A 14,606-nucleotide genomic window follows, 5' to 3' on the forward strand; every position below is an offset into this window, starting at 1 on the left:
AGCCGGGCGGCCCTAGGGTCGAAGGCGCCCCAGGGCGCCACCCGGGAGGCGGCGGCAGGGACCTGGACGCGGCGCACACGCGCCCCCGGCCGCCGCCTCCCGCCCGCCGTGCCGGACCGGCGAAGACCCCGGACACCGGCGGTGCGCACGCCGCGCGGGGCACCAGGACGCGCGAGCCGAAAGGCACCACATGAGCACACGACCGCTGCACGTCGCCGTCATCGGAGCAGGCATCGGCGGACTGACCACCGCGACAGCCCTGCGCCGCCTGGGCATCGGCGTCGACGTCTACGAACAGGCGCCCGCGCTGGGCGAGATCGGCGCCGGCATCCACCTCGCCCCCAACGGCAGCCGGCTGCTGGCCCGCCTCGGCCTCGGCGCCCAGCTGCACGCGGCCGCCGTACAGCCCGAGGTGATGGAGGTGCGGGCCTTCGACACCGGCACCGTCCTCGTGCGCCAGCCGATGGGCAAGCCCTGGGCGGACCGGTTCGACGGCCCCCACTACACCCTGCACCGGGCCGACCTGCACGCCCTGCTCGCCGCCCAGGTGCCCGCCGCCCACATCCACCTCGGCAGGCGCGCGATCGCGGTCACCGAGGACCCCGGCGGCGTGACGATCGACTTCGCCGACGGTGCCGCCTGCCGCGCGGACGTGGTCGTCGGCGCGGACGGCGTGCACTCCGTACTGCGCCGCGCGCTCGCCGGCGTCGAACGGCCGGTGTTCTCCGGCAGCGCCGCGATCCGGGCCGTCGTCCCCGCGGACGACGTCACCGGCCTGCCCGCAGACACCCTGCTCACCTGGACCCATCCGGCCGGACGGCTGCTGGCCCACCCCGTGCGCTCCCACCGGGCCTGGGCGTTCGTCGCCGTCGTCCCCGACGGGGACGCCTCCGGCGACTCCTGGAGCCGCCCCGCCGACCTGACCGCGCTGCGGGCCGCGTTCACCGGCGCCGAACCGGCCGCCCGCACCCTCCTCGAGGCCGCCACCGAAGCCGGGCACTGGAGCCTGTACGACCGCGAGCCCCTGCCGCGCTGGAGCACCGCCCGCACCACCCTGCTGGGCGACGCCGCCCACCCGATGCTGCCCCACCACGGCCAGGGCGCCAGCCAGGCCGTGGAGGACGCCGTGGCCCTGGCCGCCTGCCTCGCCCGAAGCGGCGACGGCCCGAACGCGCCCGCCGCCGCCCTCGCCCGCTACGAGAACCTGCGCCTGGCGCACACCAGCCGCGTACGCCAAAGCTCCCTCGGCGGCGGCTCCGAGCGCCTGTCCACCCCGCCGAGCACACCCGGCGCGCCGCGCGGAGGCATCGGGCAGCTGGTCCGGGACGTCGCCCTGGCGCAGTCCTACGACGTGGAGGCGGACCTGGCCGCACGGGTGTGACCCCGCGCGGGGCCCACGGCGCGGGCGGCGTCGACGAAGGCCCTGAACAACCCCGCCGTGTCCTCGCCCAGTTCGGCATGCGCCTGCAGACCCACCACGAACCGGGCCGAGGGATCCTCGACGACCTCGACGAGCCCGTCCTCGGACCAGCCGGTGGCCACCAGTCCCGCCCCCAACACGTCGACGGACTGGTGGTGATGGCAGTACACGGTCGCCGACGAGCCCATCACCCGCCCGGCGAGCGAGCCGGGCGCGAGACGCACGGTGCGCCCCTCGTAGCGGCCGGGCACCTTCGGCGAGTGCCGCGGATGATGCTCGTGCAGGGTGCCGCCGCGGAAGATCGAGATCAGCTGCAGACCCCGGCAGACCCCCAGAACCGGAATGCCCCGCCGCTCGGCCACGGCGAGCGCCCGCAGCTCCGCCTCGTCACGCACCGGGTCCGACGGCAGGGCATACGGCCCCGGCACCGCGCCGTAACGGGCGGGCTCGATGTCCTGCCCCCCGCTCATCAACAGCGCGTCGACCCGCTCCATCACCTCCTCGACGGCGTCGGGCAACGGCGGCAGCAGCACCGGCGAGCCGCCCGCACCGGTCACCTTCTCCAGATAGGCCAGGGGCAGGACGGCCGCGGGCACGTCCTTCCAGATGGTCCAACTGAGCATGCTCGTATCGGCCGTGACGGCCACCACCGGTCCGCTCATGGGCAATGCACATCCTTCACTGAGTCGACGTCCCCCCCCCCAGGCAGCCCACCGCACGCCCCTGGACCCTCACTCGCGCACCGCCGCACACCCCCGACGGCCCACCGGCCTCACCGTGCCCCCGCCCGCCCGCGCACCCCGCCCGCCCCGCGCGGCGCCCCAAGGAACAGCGCCGCGACAGCACCCGCCACCAGCAGCGCCACCACCGCCCACAACGCGACGGTGAACCCGTGCACGGCGGCCTCCGCCCGCGCCCCCCCAGGCGGCGTCCCGGCCGGCCGATCGGCCGCAGCGGACGCCGCCACGGTGTTCAGCACAGCCGTACCCACCGACCCGCCGACCTGCTGCGCGGCGGTGAACACCGCGGACGCCGCCCCCGAGTCCGCGGGCGCCACCCCCGCCGTCGCCACCGTCATCGCCGTCATCGCCGCACCGCCCAGCCCCAACCCGCACAGCACCAGCGCCGGCAGCACCACCGCCGCGTACGAGGAGTCGGTGCCCACCCGCGTCAGCAGCAGCGCCCCGGCCGCCGCCACCAGCAACGCCGGCGTGACCAAGGACCGCGCCGACGACCGCGGAGCCAGCCGCGCCGCGAGCGTCACCCCGCCCGTCATCCCCACCGTCAGCGGCAGGAACGCCACACCCGCGGCGACCGCCGAGAACCCGAGGACCACCTGCAGGTAGTACGTCACGAACAGCAGCACCGCGAACGTGCCGATCTGCCCCAGCGCCGCGATCCCGAGCGCACCCGCCCGCACCCGCTCACGCACGACACGCAGCGGCAGCAGCGGATCACGCACCCGGCCCTGATGCACGGCGAACACCACGAGCAGCACCACCGCCGCAGCCAGCACCCCCAGCACCGACGGGTCGGCCCAGCCCCGCCCCTCGGCCGCGCCGAAGCCGTACACGGCCGCCGTCACCCCGCCGCAGCCCCACAACGCCCCCACCACGTCCAGCCGCGCCCCACCCGGGCCCCGCTCGTCCCCGCGCAGCACCCGCAGCCCGCCACCGATCGCGACCAGGGCGACCGGCACGTTGACGTACATGCACCACCGCCAGCCCAGGTACTCGGTGAGCAGTCCACCGAAGATCAGCCCCGCGGCCGAGCCGACACCGGAGACCGTCCCGAACACCCCGAACGCCCGGCCCCTCTCCCGGGGGTCGGTGAACATCGTCACCACCAGCGACAGGGCGGCCGGCATCAGCAGCGCGGCGAACGCCCCCTGCCCGGCCCGCGCCGCGAACAGCATCACCGCAGTCGTCGCGGCACCCCCCACGGCGGAGGCGACGCTGAAGCCCAGCAGTCCGACGACGAACGCCCGCTTGCGTCCCACCAGGTCCACGACGCGCCCGCCGAGCAGCAACAGCCCGCCCAGCGCCAGGGAGTAGGCGGTGATCACCCACTGTCTGCCGCCGTCCCCCATGCCCAGATCGGCCTGCGCCGAGGGCAGCGCGATGTTCACGATCGTGCCGTCCAGCAGCACGGTCAGCTGGGCCAGGGCGACGACCGCCAGCGCCCACCAGCGCAACGGATCGGGCCCGGCCGCCTGCGTGCCGGACGGCCCCGGCACGCAGACGGTGTCCGGCCGGGTGGGAGGTGTGGTCGTCATGACGGGTGTCCTTCGCGGCGGCGGTCGGGCGTAACACGACTGCCGACAACCGATCACGCCGCACTGGACACCTTCTTGAGCTGGGCTCAAGCCCCGCACACGAGGCTTGCGTCGGCCCTCGACCCGCACAGCCGCCGAAGCCCGTGTGCGCGGGCGCCGGACCGGCCGTCCGGGCGTGATGACAGGCTCAAGTCACTCTCGAGCCGTTCTGTGCCGGGGGCCTGTGTACTTTCCGAGACCCGTCCTCGGACCACAGGGTTCCACGCCACGTTCGTGACCCTGTCACCGACGAACGGGAGTTACGGCACACCCGGCGGCTCCTTCGTCCAGGACCGCTTCCGACGACCCGATCCTGCACAGTTGAGGAGTTCACAATGGCTGCCCCCGACTCAACCACGAGCCGACCAGGCCTCGGGGCGGGATTCAACCCCGGGGCGATCCTGGCCTTCGTGTGCATGGGCCAGTTCATGGTCTTCACCGACGTGTCGATCGTGAACCTCGCGCTGCCCTCGATCCAGAGCGGGCTCGACATGTCCGATGTCAGCCTGAACTACATCGTCACCGCGTACGCGACGGTTCTCGGCGGCTTCCTCCTGCTCGGCGGACGCCTCGCCGACACCTTCGGCCGCCGCCGGATGATCCAGATCGGCTTCACGATCTTCGCCCTGGCGTCCCTGACCTCCGGCCTCGCCGAGACCGGCAACGTACTGATCATCTCCCGCGCCGTCCAGGGCCTGGGAGCCGCCATGATCACCCCGGCCGCCCTGGCGATCCTGACCAACACCTTCACCGAGGGCCCCGAACGCAACAAGGCACTCGGCCTGTGGGGATCCCTCTCCGGCATCGCCTCCATCCTCGGCGTCATCCTCGGCGGCGTGCTGGCCGACGCGGCCAGCTGGCGGTGGATCTTCTGGATCAACGTGCCCATCGGCCTCGGCGCCGCCCTGCTCGCCCCGCGCATCATCCCCGAGAGCAAGGCCGAGACCCGCGGCCAGTTCGACACCTTCGGCGCCGCCACCCTCACCGGCGGCCTGCTGCTGCTGATCTTCACGCTCGGCGAGGCCACCACCGTCGGCTGGGACAGCCTGCGCACCATCGGCTCGCTTCTCGCCGTGGCCGCCCTGCTCGCCGCGTTCCTCGTCATCGAGACCAAGGTCAAGTCCCCGATGATGCCGCTGAAGTTCTTCCGCCTGAAGACCATGCGCACCGCCAACCTCTCCGCGGTGCTGGTCTTCGGCACCTTCAGCGCCCTGTTCTTCTTCGCCAGCCTCTTCATGCAGGACGTCTTCGGCTACTCCCCGCTCAAGGCAGGCTTCGCCTACGTGCCGCTGGCCGTGTCCGTGGCCGTCGGCGCCGGCATCGCCTCCGGCCTGGTCAACAAGGTCGCCGCACGCGCCGTGGTGATGCTGGGCCTGACCCTGACGGTCACCGGCCTGCTGCTGCTGGTGCGCGCCCCGGCCGACGGCCACTACGCGGTGGACCTGCTGGCCCCGTTCATCCTGCTGGGCCTCGGCTGCGGCATGGTCTTCGTGACCCTGCAGATCGCCGCGTTCGTCGGAGTCTCCGGCGAGGAGGCGGGCGTCGGCGCCGGCATGATCAACACCAGCCAGGAGGCAGGCGGCGCACTCGGCCTCGCCGTCATCGCCACCATCGCCTACAACGGCATGGGCGCCAGGCTCGCCTCCGCCAACGGCGACCCGGGCCTGATCACCAAGGCGTACGAGACCGCCAACCACCACGCCTTCCTGTCGGCCGCGGTCCTCGGCTTCGTCGCCCTGCTCGTCGTCACCTTCCTGATGCCGCGCGGCCAGAAGCCGGCGAGCACCACCACCCAGGAACCCACGCAGGCCGTCGCACCGGCAGCACCGGCAGGCGCGGTCCTCACCACCGACAGCCAGCACTGACACCCCGCCACCCCCGGCCCCGCCGCCCCCACTCGGGAGCGGCGGGGCCCCTTCGTGCCCCGAACGACGCCCCCGCAAAAGAAGTCCGGCCGGGCACGGAAGCCGCAACGAAGCGGCTCCGTGCCCGGCCGGACACGAACTCGACCGAACGACGACGCTCAGCCGGCCAGCGACTGCGCGGGCTGACGGGTGGTCGGCATCAGCCGGTGCCACAGGTTGTTGAAGCCGACCGCCAGCAACAGACCGGCGAGCTCCTGCTCGTTGTAGTGCTTGGCGGCCTCGGCCCACACGTCGTCCGACACCGGGTCGGGACCGGCCAGACGGGTCGCCTCCTCGGCGAGGGCCAGCGCCGCACGCTCGGCGTCCGTGAAGAACGGCGCGTCGCGCCAGGCCGCCACGGTGTTCACACGCTCGTCGCTCTCACCGGCAGCCTTCAGGTCGAAGGCGTGCTTGTTCACGTTCCAGCTGGAGCCGTTGATCTGGCTGGCCCGCAGGTAGACGAGGTTGAGCGTCGTCTCCGGCAGCCCGATCTTCTTCACGGCCCCCGCCACGCCCATCAGCGCCGGGATGACGTCCGGGCCGGCGGCGACGGCGGGATTGGGGATACGGGCGGTCATGGTTCCTCCAAGATTCACAGGGTGCCTACTGCTCTCGCATGACGAGCCGGACCACGACGAATGACGGCGGCGCCGGCAGAACACATGACGAAGAACCCCCCGACACGTGCCCCGGCCTCGCCCCCTTCCGGCCCGCGTCCGCAGGAGACCGAGAACCACCATGCCCTACCTCCCCCGCCCCCACGGCCCGGCCGGACCGCCCCTCCACCAGCACAAAAGCGTTCCTCGACCCACCCTTGAGCGAACCGTCAGGCAACCAGCCGCAACGCCTCCAGCCGCTCCGGATCGGTCAGGACGTCCATCGCCGCGATACGCCCGCCCCGGACCGTGAACGACAGCACCGAGATCGCCCGCCCGCCGGCGAACGACACCACCCCGGGCGATCCGTTGACCAGCACGACATGGGCGTCCTGGGCGAACCTGGCGAACTGAACCGCCTGCGAGGCGACATCGGCCGCCCCGCGCCGCAGCAGACTCGCCGCCTGCCCGCCCCCGTCCGAACAGGCCACCACATCCGGGTCGAGGATCGCCAACAGCGCCTCGAAGTCGCCCCCGCGCGACGCGTTCAAAAACGCGTCCACCACCTCACGCTTGCGCGCCGTGTCGCTGTCGGCGGCCGGGGCGGCCCCCTGCACCCGCCGCCGCGCCCGGCTGGCGAGCTGCCGGGTCGCGGCCGGCGTCCGCCCCAGCACGGAGGCGATGTCCTCGAAGGGCACGTCGAACATGTCGTGCAGCACGAACGCCAGCCGCTCCGCCGGCGACAGCGTCTGCAGGACGACCATCAGCGCGATCCCGACCGAATCCGCGACCATGATCTCCTGCTCCGGATCGACCGCCCCGAGCCCGCTGACGACCGGATCGGGCAGCCGCACCCGCCCGTCCTGCTCGGGCAGCGGATCCTCCCGCCGCGCCGCACGGGAGCGCAGGATGTCCAGACAGACCCGCCCCACCACGGTCGTCAGCCACGCGGCGAGATTCCTCACCTCGCCGACGTCGCTGCGGCTGAGCCTGAGCCACGACTCCTGAACGGCGTCCTCCGCCTCGGCGATCGTCCCCAGCATCCGGTAGGCCACCGACCGCAGCCGCACCCGTTCCGCCTCGAACCGCTCGGCCAGAACTTTCTCTTCCCGCACTGTCACACCCTCGTGTCGGCGTCCGTCGTAGTGGTGAGGGACGCTAACCGATGCAAAGGACAGCCGAGATGAACGCTCGTATGAAGAACCCCGCCGTGGTACTGCCGGACGCCATGAAGGGCATCCAGAACATCTACAAGGCCATGTACCAGGGCGGAGTCTCCCCCCGGCTGCTGGAACTGGTCCACCTGCGCGCCAGCCAGATCAACGCCTGCAGCGCCTGCCTGTACGCGGGCGTGGAGGGCGCGAAGAAGCACGGAGAGACCGACGAGCGCCTGCACGCGGTCGCGGCCTGGCGCGAGGCCCCGTTCTTCACCGAGGAGGAGCGCGCGGCACTGGAACTGACCGAGGCCGCCACCCGCATCGCCGACCGCTCCGGCAAGGCGGTCCCCGACCACGTCTGGGACCGGGCGGCCGACCACTTCAACGAGGAACAGCTCTCCGCGATCATCCTCATGATCGGCCTGACCAACTTCTTCAACCGCGTCAACACCGCCATCGAGGAGCCCGCAGGCGCCTCCTGGGGCTGACACCCCCCGCCCGGCCCGTCCCCGGCCCGCTCCGCCCCCGGGGGGGGCCTGACACGACGCCGGCCTTCAGGATCCGTATCCGTCCTCCGCGGCCCCTGAAAGACCGGCGTCGTCTGCGCCACCGAAAGCTTCACCGAGCCCGCAGGAGCCGCCGCGGCATGTTCAGGCACGCCGCCGGGCCGGCGACCGGCAGCCCGCAAGCGGTGGCGACGCCGCGTGCCTGCCCGACCGGGACCACCTCGTGCGCGCCGGCCCGGCGCGGCGACGCCCGCGAACTCCGCGAGTTCCGCGATCCCGGTGAGCACGTCCCGACCCACCTTCAAAAGGGGCGGGCCCAGATCATTCCGGCCAACTCGCCGCGCACCGGCGGCATGACGAGCGGCGCGGGACCGCGCCCTCGCCCGGGAATCCGGCTCGGCGCTCCCCGTGCCAGGGCGGGTTCCCGCACTTCCCACGGCAGCCGCACCTGCCCCGTCGCGCATCGACCTCACGTTCGCGACGGCCATGGAAACCGGACGATCCCGGCTCCCACCCCGGCATGCCGGCCGATTTCCGACAGCCACAACTGCAAGCGCGAAACGGGGAACACACCACCTGCCGCCCTCCTTGGACATCCGTATGAGAGCGCGGCCCCCAGCGACGCTCCTCTAAGCCTGGCCTCAGGTTGATCGGAGACAATGAGCGGCAAAAACACCGACTGGAAGGGGGGCGGGCCGGCGTGCGGATCATGATCGCGGATGATGACCCGGCCATCCGTGACTCGCTGGAGCGTGTGCTCCAGGTCGAGGGCTACGACACCAGCACCGTCGCCAACGGTCTCGCCGTGCTCGACGGGGTCGATGAGGCCGGCGGCGACACGCTGGACCTGCTGCTCCTGGACGTCATGATGCCCCGCCTCGGCGGGCTGGAGACCTGCCGGCGGCTGCGGGCCGCGGGCCGGGATCTGCCGGTGCTGATGCTGACCGCCCGCGACCAGGTCTCCGACCGGGTCGCGGGGCTGGACGCGGGCGCCGACGACTACCTGCCCAAACCGTTCGCCACCGAGGAACTGCTGGCCCGGGTGCGGGCCCTGCTGCGCCGGCGCACACCGACCGAGGAGGAGTCGCAGATCCTGTCGTACGCCGACGTCCGGCTCGACCCCGACAGGTTCCAGGCGTGGCGGGGCGGGCGGCCGCTGCACCTGACCCGGACCGAGTTCTCCCTCTTACAGGTCCTCATGAGCAACGCGACCCGGGTCCTGACCCGCGACGCGCTGTTCGAGGCGATCTGGGGCTTCGGCATGAGCTCCACCGCCAACAACCTCCAGGTGTACGTCAGTTACCTGCGCCGTAAGATGGAGGCCGAGGGGGAGCCGCGACTGATCTACACGCTGCGCGGCCTGGGATACACGTTGCGGGAGACTTCTCCGTGAGCGGGCCCGCCGGACGGCAACCGCGCCGGCTGATCCGATGGTGGCGCCGGCGGTCCCTGCGGACCAGGCTGACGGTGATCGCGGCCACGGCCATCGCGGTCAGCGTGTTCGTGGCCTTCCAGGTGGCCAGCGAGCTACTGGACTGGGAACTGCGGGAGAGCGCCGAGAATCAGCTGCGCGCCGACTCCCGCGTCCTGGCCGCGACCGCGGAGCGCGCCGGTCTGGCGCAGGTCCAGCTACCGCCGTATCCCGGATCCGGCCGGCTGGTGCGGGTCGTCCTGCCCGACGGCTCGACCCGGACACCGGCCGGCCAACCCGCGCTGCCCCCGGTCAGCGAGCACGCCGGGCGCGTGGCGCAGGGCGCGTCGGCCGACCTGATGGAGTCCAACGACAGCGACGAGGACGGCTACGTCATCTACACGCTGCGGGCGGGCGACGGCGCGGTCCAGGTGGCCCGCGTCGTCGACGACAGCCCGATCAACCGGTTCGGGCTGGGCATGCTGCTGATCGGGCTGCTCTGCGTGGCCGGCGGCGCCCTGGTCGGGCGGACCGTGGCACGGGCCGGGCTGGCACCGATCGACCGGCTGACCGCCGCCGCGGTCCGTGTCGCGCACACCCGGGATCTCGACGCCGGCATCCCGGACGAGGGCGGTGGGGAGATCCGGCGGCTGATCCAGTCGATCAACGACATGCTCGCCGCGCTCCGGGACTCCCGGCGGGCCCAGCGGCTGCTCGCCGAGGACGCCGCCCACGAGCTCAAGACCCCGCTCACCAGCCTGCGCCTCAACGTCGAGCTGCTGATCCGGCTCGATCGGCGCGGCACCCTGGACAGCGCACTGCCGGCGGAGAGCCGGAGCCGGCTGCTCAACGATCTCGGCGCCCAGGTGGCCGAGTTGAGCACCCTCGCCGCCGAGCTGACCGACCTGGCACGCGGTGACGTCAGCGACGAGAGCACCGAGGTGCTCGACCTCGCCGACGTGGTGGCGGCCGCCGCGACCCGGGCGCGTTCCCGCACGCCCGACATCGAGGTCGCGCTCGACGTGAGCTCCGTGTGGGTGAACGGGCGTCCCGCCGCGCTCGAGCGGGCGGTGCTCAACCTCATCGACAACGCCGGCAAGTGGTCACCCGCCGACCAGCCGGTCCAGGTCCGCCTCCGCGCCGAGGGCGCGTCGGCGGTGCTCGAGGTCGACGACGCCGGGCCGGGCATCGACGCCGCCGACGTACCGCGGGTGTTCGACCGGTTCTACCGTGCCGACAGCGCCCGGGCGTTGCCGGGCTCCGGTCTGGGGCTGTCGATCGTGCAGCGGGTCGTCGACGCCCACGGCGGCCGGGCCACCGTCGCCCGCTCCGCACGCGGTGGCGCGCTGCTCCGGGTCGGCCTTCCGGCCGCGGCCCCGCCCGCCCCGATCGCTCGGCTCACCGCCGGGGAGGACACCGCGGCCTGCTGACCCGCCGCCCCGGCGGCGCGGCGCAGGACCAAAGGGGCGGCGGCCGACGGGGGCCGTGAACGAGATCCGGGACGGGCCTGGGGCCCGTCCCGGATCTCGTCCCGTGCCGCCCCGCTCACCGTTGCAGCGCGGGCTCCTCCTCGTCGGCGAGCGACCGTTGACCGTCCGGCAGCTGCGGGAGCGGACGGGACAGCCGGCTCGGCCACCACATCCGCCGGCCGATCAGCAGGGTGAGGGCGGGCACCAGGACCGACCGCACCAGCAGGGCGTCGAGCAGCACGCCGAAGGCCACCAGGAACCCGACCTCGATCAGCATCACCAGCGGAAGTGTGACGAGGACCGCGAACGTGGCCGCCAGGACCAGGCCTGCCGAGGTGATGACGCCACCGGTGACCGAGAGGGCTGTGAGCATGCCCTTCTCGGTGCCCAGGCGCGCGGTCTCCTCCCGGGCCCGGCTGGCCAGGAAGATGTTGTAGTCGACGCCGAGCGCCACCAGGAACAGGAACGCCAGCAGCGGCACCGCATGGTCGACACCCTCGAACCCGAGGATCGTGTCGAAGACGAACACGCTGCCGCCGAAGGCCGCGGCGAACGAGACGACCACAGTGGCCATCAGCACCAGCGGGGCCAGGACCGCGCGCAGCAGCAGCCCCAGGACGACCAGGACGACCACGAGCACCAGCGGGATCACCAGCTTCTCGTCGCGGCTGGTGGTCACCTCGGTGTCGAGGTTCTCCGCACTCGGCCCGCCGACGATCGCCTCCGCCCCGCGCACCGCGTGCACGGCGGTGCGCACCCGCTCAATCGTGTCGTACTCCGCGTCGGTGTCCGGCGCGTCCTTCGGGAACACGGAGATGCCGGCCCAGCCACCGCTGGTCTGCTCCGGGACGGCCAGGGCCACACCGGGAGTGTCCTTGACGATGTCGAGCACCCGCTCCTGGTGCGCCGGCCGCGTGAAGACCGTCATCGGCTGCCCGCCGAGCTCGGGGAAGTGCCGGCGCACAACGGTGAAGCCGGTGACCGACTCCGGCGCGGACAGGAACTGGTCCTGCTCGCGCAGGGCGCCGGTGTCGCCCGCCAGCCCGAGAGCGAGCACGCCGAGCACCCCGAGGGAGCCGAGCGTCGCCACCCACCGGCGGCGGCTGATGGCGACACCGAGCCGCCCCCACAGCCCCGGCTTCTCCTCCACGGCCGTGCTGAACCGCGGGACGGCCGGCCAGAAGATCCGCCTGCCGAGCACCACGAGCACCGCCGGGAACAGCGTCAGCATGGCCACCAGCGCGCACAGGATGCCGGCCGCACCGATCGGGCCCAGCCCGCGGGTGCTGTTCAGGTCCGCGACGAGCAGGCACAGCAGACCGGCGACCACGGTGGCCGCGGACGCGACGATGGCCGGCGCCGCGCCGCGCAGCGCGTGGACCATCGCGACCCGGACGTTGTCATGGTGGTGCAGCGCCTCCCGGTATCGAGCGATGAGCAGCAGCGCGTAGTCCGTGCCGACGCCGAACACCAGGATCGTCAGCAGCGCCGAGTTCTGGTCGTTGACCACGATGCCGAAGCCCTTGACGAGCAGGTAGACGGTCCCCATCGCGGTCAGCGCGGCCGCGCCGACGGCCACCAGCGGGATGATCCACAACACCGGGCTGCGGTAGGTGAGGATGAGCAGGAGCGTGACGACGACGATGGTGGTGAGCAGGACCTGCACGTCGATGCCGTCGAAGACGGCATCCATGTCGCCGTCGATCGCGCCCGGGCCGCTCACCTCGAGCTCCAGGCCCGAGGGGCGGTCCTTCGCCGCGTCACGCAACGGGCCGACCAGGGTCTCCGGTTCGCCGTGGGCCGTGCTCACCTCGAGGGTGAACATCATCGCCCTGCCGTCGGCGGAAGCGCTCGCCGGTGCGCCCTCGCCGTCCTCGCCGGCCGCCGCCGTCGCCTTCGGCGGGTACCGCTCGGCAAGGGCGCTGGAGTGGCGCTCGACCGTCGCGCGGTCGGCGTCGGTCAGGCCGCCGCCGCGGTGGTACACGAAGACGAACGTGTTGTCGTCACCGCCGGGGAGACTGTCGTCCAGCACCGCCACCTTGGTGGACTCGGCACCGGCCGGCAGGGTGTCCACGGCGCTGTCGGTGGTGACCGAACTCAGCTTTCCGCTCAGCGGCACCATGCCCGCCGCCAGCACCAGCCACAAGCCGATCACCAACCAGGGCACCCACCGGCCTGCCCACCGGCCGGCCGGCGCCTGCCCGGACGGCCCTGCGTCGACTGCCATCACTAGCCTCCTGCATACGGGTTGCATCGCTTGTCTGGATGCCGACTTCCTAGCGAGCGAACCTGAGGCGACTGTTAATGCGCTGCTCAGACCGGCCGGCCGAACCATGCCCAGCGCGGCACTGACATCCCTGGCAACCGTCATCGGTTCGGCCCTGACCGCGCCGACAGCAGCCGCCCCGCCGGCCGCCGCCGCCGACCTACCGCCCCAAGGCACACCCGCAACCTCCTCGTCCACCCAGAACGCCTCCACCCCCGCGGGGGAACCGTCTCCTGGAGCCTGCGCGACGTCGACGTCCTGGCCCAGCACTACGGCATCGGCGCGCTGGACCTGCTCGCAGGCCCGACCAGAGCATGCGAGGCACTGCCCACCGACCGGCACCGCCGCGCCCGCACCGAGACGAAGGCGACGAGCCGGTGAGCGACTTCGACGCGATCGACTCACTGCTCGACTCACTGCTCGACACCGTCGGCCCGCAGGCCGAACTCCCGCCCCACCACCTGCGCCGCGAGCCGCGGGAGCGGGCCCGCCTGTCCAAGGCGCAGGTGGCACGCGCGCTCGGCGTGAGCCGTCAACCCTCAGCGCATGGGAAAACGGCCGCCACCCGGCCGGCGAGATCCGCACCAAATACGCCTGCCTGCTGGACGGCCAGGTCTGTCGAACGAGCGGTGTGACTGGGGTGGTTGGGTTACTGGCGGGCCGCTGAGAAGCGGCCGTCGAACCGGCGGGCTGCACGGAGGCGTCCTGAGTCTCTGTCGCGACGCTCGTCCAGTCTGTCGGCTATGGACCTTCCTTGCCGAAGAAAGACAGCAGGGCCCCGGGCCGGCAGGGCGCCCGGGCCGAATCTGCTGCTCCACACCGAAGGCATTGAGCACGAGGACGCCAACGGCGCCCTGCTGGGCGCATTCGCCCATGCGCGCGCGGAAGGCACGGCCGTACCTGGCACGCCATCGCGCCCTCCGACAACCGGTCTCTGCGCGAGTTCGCGGCATCCATCGCGCTCAGTCGCAACAAGCAGGGCCCGGGCCGCGGTCGGTGCCGGGGCTAGTAGTCGAGGTCGAGGTAGTCGATGTCGTTGAGGGTGACGTCGGAGAGTCCCCGGGCGCGGGCTCCGCCGTCTTGGAAGTAGATCTCTTTGAGCCCTTCGGCGATGATGCCGCGCATCTGCTGGTCGCTTGCTCCGGCCTCGCGGGCGTCGAAGAGGCGCCGGGCGTACGCCGGGGGGAGGTGCACGGTCAGTCGCCGCAAGCGTCCGTCGTCGGTGGTGCCGATGGGCGCGGTGTAGCCGAACCGGGCTCTTGTCTCCACAGTGATCCCACCCGTGGCGGCGGCCCGCTTCCGGCGACGTCTGCGGACCTGTGGCTGCCAACGGGCCCATACGGCGGCGTCGATCCGTTCGGCGATGGCCTTGGGCGGGTGCTTGCGTTCGCCCTTGCGGTAGCGCTCCACCGATCGCTGGCTGACCCCGATCTCCGCCGCGACGGCCCTGGTCGTCTTGAGCTGTTTCATCAGAAAGTTGATGCGTGCCCGGAGTGTCTTGGGCGGCCGTCGGGTGAAGGCTTCCCGGTCGGCGCGTTCGATGGCGTCGTCGATCTCTCCCAC

At 72.6% G+C, this 14,606-nt stretch carries 11 protein-coding genes and 2 pseudogenes; 7 read left to right on the forward strand and 6 right to left on the reverse strand.

Features of this window, described 5'->3' with window-relative positions:
- Positions 1-190: 190 nt before the first annotated feature.
- Positions 191-1,381: an FAD-dependent monooxygenase gene (locus tag ACZ9QC_RS42385; protein ID WP_472918000.1), complete on the forward strand. Its 1,191-nt coding sequence runs from the start codon at positions 191-193 to the stop codon at positions 1,379-1,381.
- Here ACZ9QC_RS42385 and ACZ9QC_RS42390 read toward each other — a convergent pair.
- Together ACZ9QC_RS42390 and ACZ9QC_RS42395 are read right to left on the reverse strand one after the other, a co-directional pair.
- Positions 1,345-2,082: a gamma-glutamyl-gamma-aminobutyrate hydrolase family protein gene (locus tag ACZ9QC_RS42390; RefSeq protein WP_472918001.1), complete on the reverse strand. Its 738-nt coding sequence runs from the start codon at positions 2,080-2,082 to the stop codon at positions 1,345-1,347. The genes ACZ9QC_RS42385 and ACZ9QC_RS42390 overlap by 37 nt on opposite strands.
- Positions 2,083-2,192: 110 nt before the next feature.
- Positions 2,193-3,695, reverse strand: coding sequence for an MFS transporter (locus ACZ9QC_RS42395; protein WP_472918002.1), 1,503 nt, complete (start codon positions 3,693-3,695; stop codon positions 2,193-2,195).
- A 374-nt stretch (positions 3,696-4,069) separates the two neighbouring features.
- Here ACZ9QC_RS42395 and ACZ9QC_RS42400 point away from each other — a divergent pair, with 374 nt between their 5' ends.
- A complete protein-coding gene (locus ACZ9QC_RS42400; RefSeq protein ID WP_472918003.1) occupies positions 4,070-5,599 on the forward strand; it encodes an MFS transporter in 1,530 nt (509 codons plus the stop codon).
- A gap of 158 nt (positions 5,600-5,757) precedes the next feature.
- Here ACZ9QC_RS42400 and ACZ9QC_RS42405 read toward each other — a convergent pair whose 3' ends face one another.
- Both ACZ9QC_RS42405 and sigJ read right to left on the reverse strand, forming a co-directional pair.
- Positions 5,758-6,216, reverse strand: a complete 459-nt coding sequence (locus ACZ9QC_RS42405) for a carboxymuconolactone decarboxylase family protein (RefSeq protein ID WP_472918004.1) — start codon at positions 6,214-6,216, stop codon at positions 5,758-5,760.
- A 248-nt stretch (positions 6,217-6,464) separates the two neighbouring features.
- Positions 6,465-7,349: an RNA polymerase sigma factor SigJ gene (gene sigJ / locus ACZ9QC_RS42410; RefSeq protein WP_472918005.1), complete on the reverse strand. Its 885-nt coding sequence runs from the start codon at positions 7,347-7,349 to the stop codon at positions 6,465-6,467.
- Positions 7,350-7,417: 68 nt separating this feature from the next.
- On the opposite strand from sigJ, the gene ACZ9QC_RS42415 reads away from it, so the two are divergent.
- From ACZ9QC_RS42415 to ACZ9QC_RS42425, 3 genes are all read left to right on the forward strand, one after another.
- Complete coding sequence (locus ACZ9QC_RS42415) at positions 7,418-7,879, forward strand: carboxymuconolactone decarboxylase family protein (protein WP_472918006.1); 462 nt, start codon at positions 7,418-7,420, stop codon at positions 7,877-7,879.
- Between the two features lie 718 nt (positions 7,880-8,597).
- A complete protein-coding gene (locus tag ACZ9QC_RS42420; protein ID WP_472918007.1) occupies positions 8,598-9,290 on the forward strand; it encodes a response regulator transcription factor in 693 nt (230 codons plus the stop codon).
- Complete coding sequence (locus ACZ9QC_RS42425; RefSeq protein WP_472918008.1) at positions 9,287-10,738, forward strand: HAMP domain-containing sensor histidine kinase; 1,452 nt, start codon at positions 9,287-9,289, stop codon at positions 10,736-10,738. Before ACZ9QC_RS42420 ends, ACZ9QC_RS42425 begins: the two co-directional genes overlap by 4 nt.
- Before the next feature lie 115 nt (positions 10,739-10,853).
- Here the strand turns inward: ACZ9QC_RS42425 and ACZ9QC_RS42430 are convergent, their stop codons facing one another.
- A complete protein-coding gene (locus tag ACZ9QC_RS42430) occupies positions 10,854-13,004 on the reverse strand; it encodes an MMPL family transporter (protein WP_472918009.1) in 2,151 nt (716 codons plus the stop codon).
- Positions 13,005-13,259: 255 nt separating this feature from the next.
- Here ACZ9QC_RS42430 and ACZ9QC_RS42435 point away from each other — a divergent pair.
- Positions 13,260-13,424, forward strand: a pseudogene (locus ACZ9QC_RS42435) (XRE family transcriptional regulator); the annotation flags it as partial.
- A pseudogene (locus tag ACZ9QC_RS42440) lies at positions 13,421-13,653 on the forward strand (helix-turn-helix domain-containing protein); the annotation flags it as partial. The pseudogenes ACZ9QC_RS42435 and ACZ9QC_RS42440, both read left to right, overlap by 4 nt.
- A 395-nt stretch (positions 13,654-14,048) precedes the next feature.
- On the opposite strand, the gene tpg reads toward ACZ9QC_RS42440, so the two are convergent.
- On the reverse strand, positions 14,049-14,606 hold the full coding sequence (gene tpg, locus ACZ9QC_RS42445) for a telomere-protecting terminal protein Tpg (protein WP_472918010.1): 558 nt from the start codon (positions 14,604-14,606) through the stop codon (positions 14,049-14,051).

The organism is Streptomyces sp. HUAS MS02, from assembly GCF_055702265.1.

What these genes read in the sequence shown, in the direction of transcription:
- ACZ9QC_RS42430 (WP_472918009.1), bottom strand. Translation starts at nt 13,004, where the DNA reads ATGGCAGTCGACGCAGGGCCGTCCGGGCAGGCGCCGGCCGGCCGGTGG.
- ACZ9QC_RS42390 (WP_472918001.1), bottom strand. Translation starts at nt 2,082, where the DNA reads ATGAGCGGACCGGTGGTGGCCGTCACGGCCGATACGAGCATGCTCAGT.
- ACZ9QC_RS42395 (WP_472918002.1), bottom strand. Translation starts at nt 3,695, where the DNA reads ATGACGACCACACCTCCCACCCGGCCGGACACCGTCTGCGTGCCGGGG.
- ACZ9QC_RS42385 (WP_472918000.1), top strand. Translation starts at nt 191, where the DNA reads ATGAGCACACGACCGCTGCACGTCGCCGTCATCGGAGCAGGCATCGGC.
- ACZ9QC_RS42400 (WP_472918003.1), top strand. Translation starts at nt 4,070, where the DNA reads ATGGCTGCCCCCGACTCAACCACGAGCCGACCAGGCCTCGGGGCGGGA.
- ACZ9QC_RS42405 (WP_472918004.1), bottom strand. Translation starts at nt 6,216, where the DNA reads ATGACCGCCCGTATCCCCAATCCCGCCGTCGCCGCCGGCCCGGACGTC.
- ACZ9QC_RS42415 (WP_472918006.1), top strand. Translation starts at nt 7,418, where the DNA reads ATGAACGCTCGTATGAAGAACCCCGCCGTGGTACTGCCGGACGCCATG.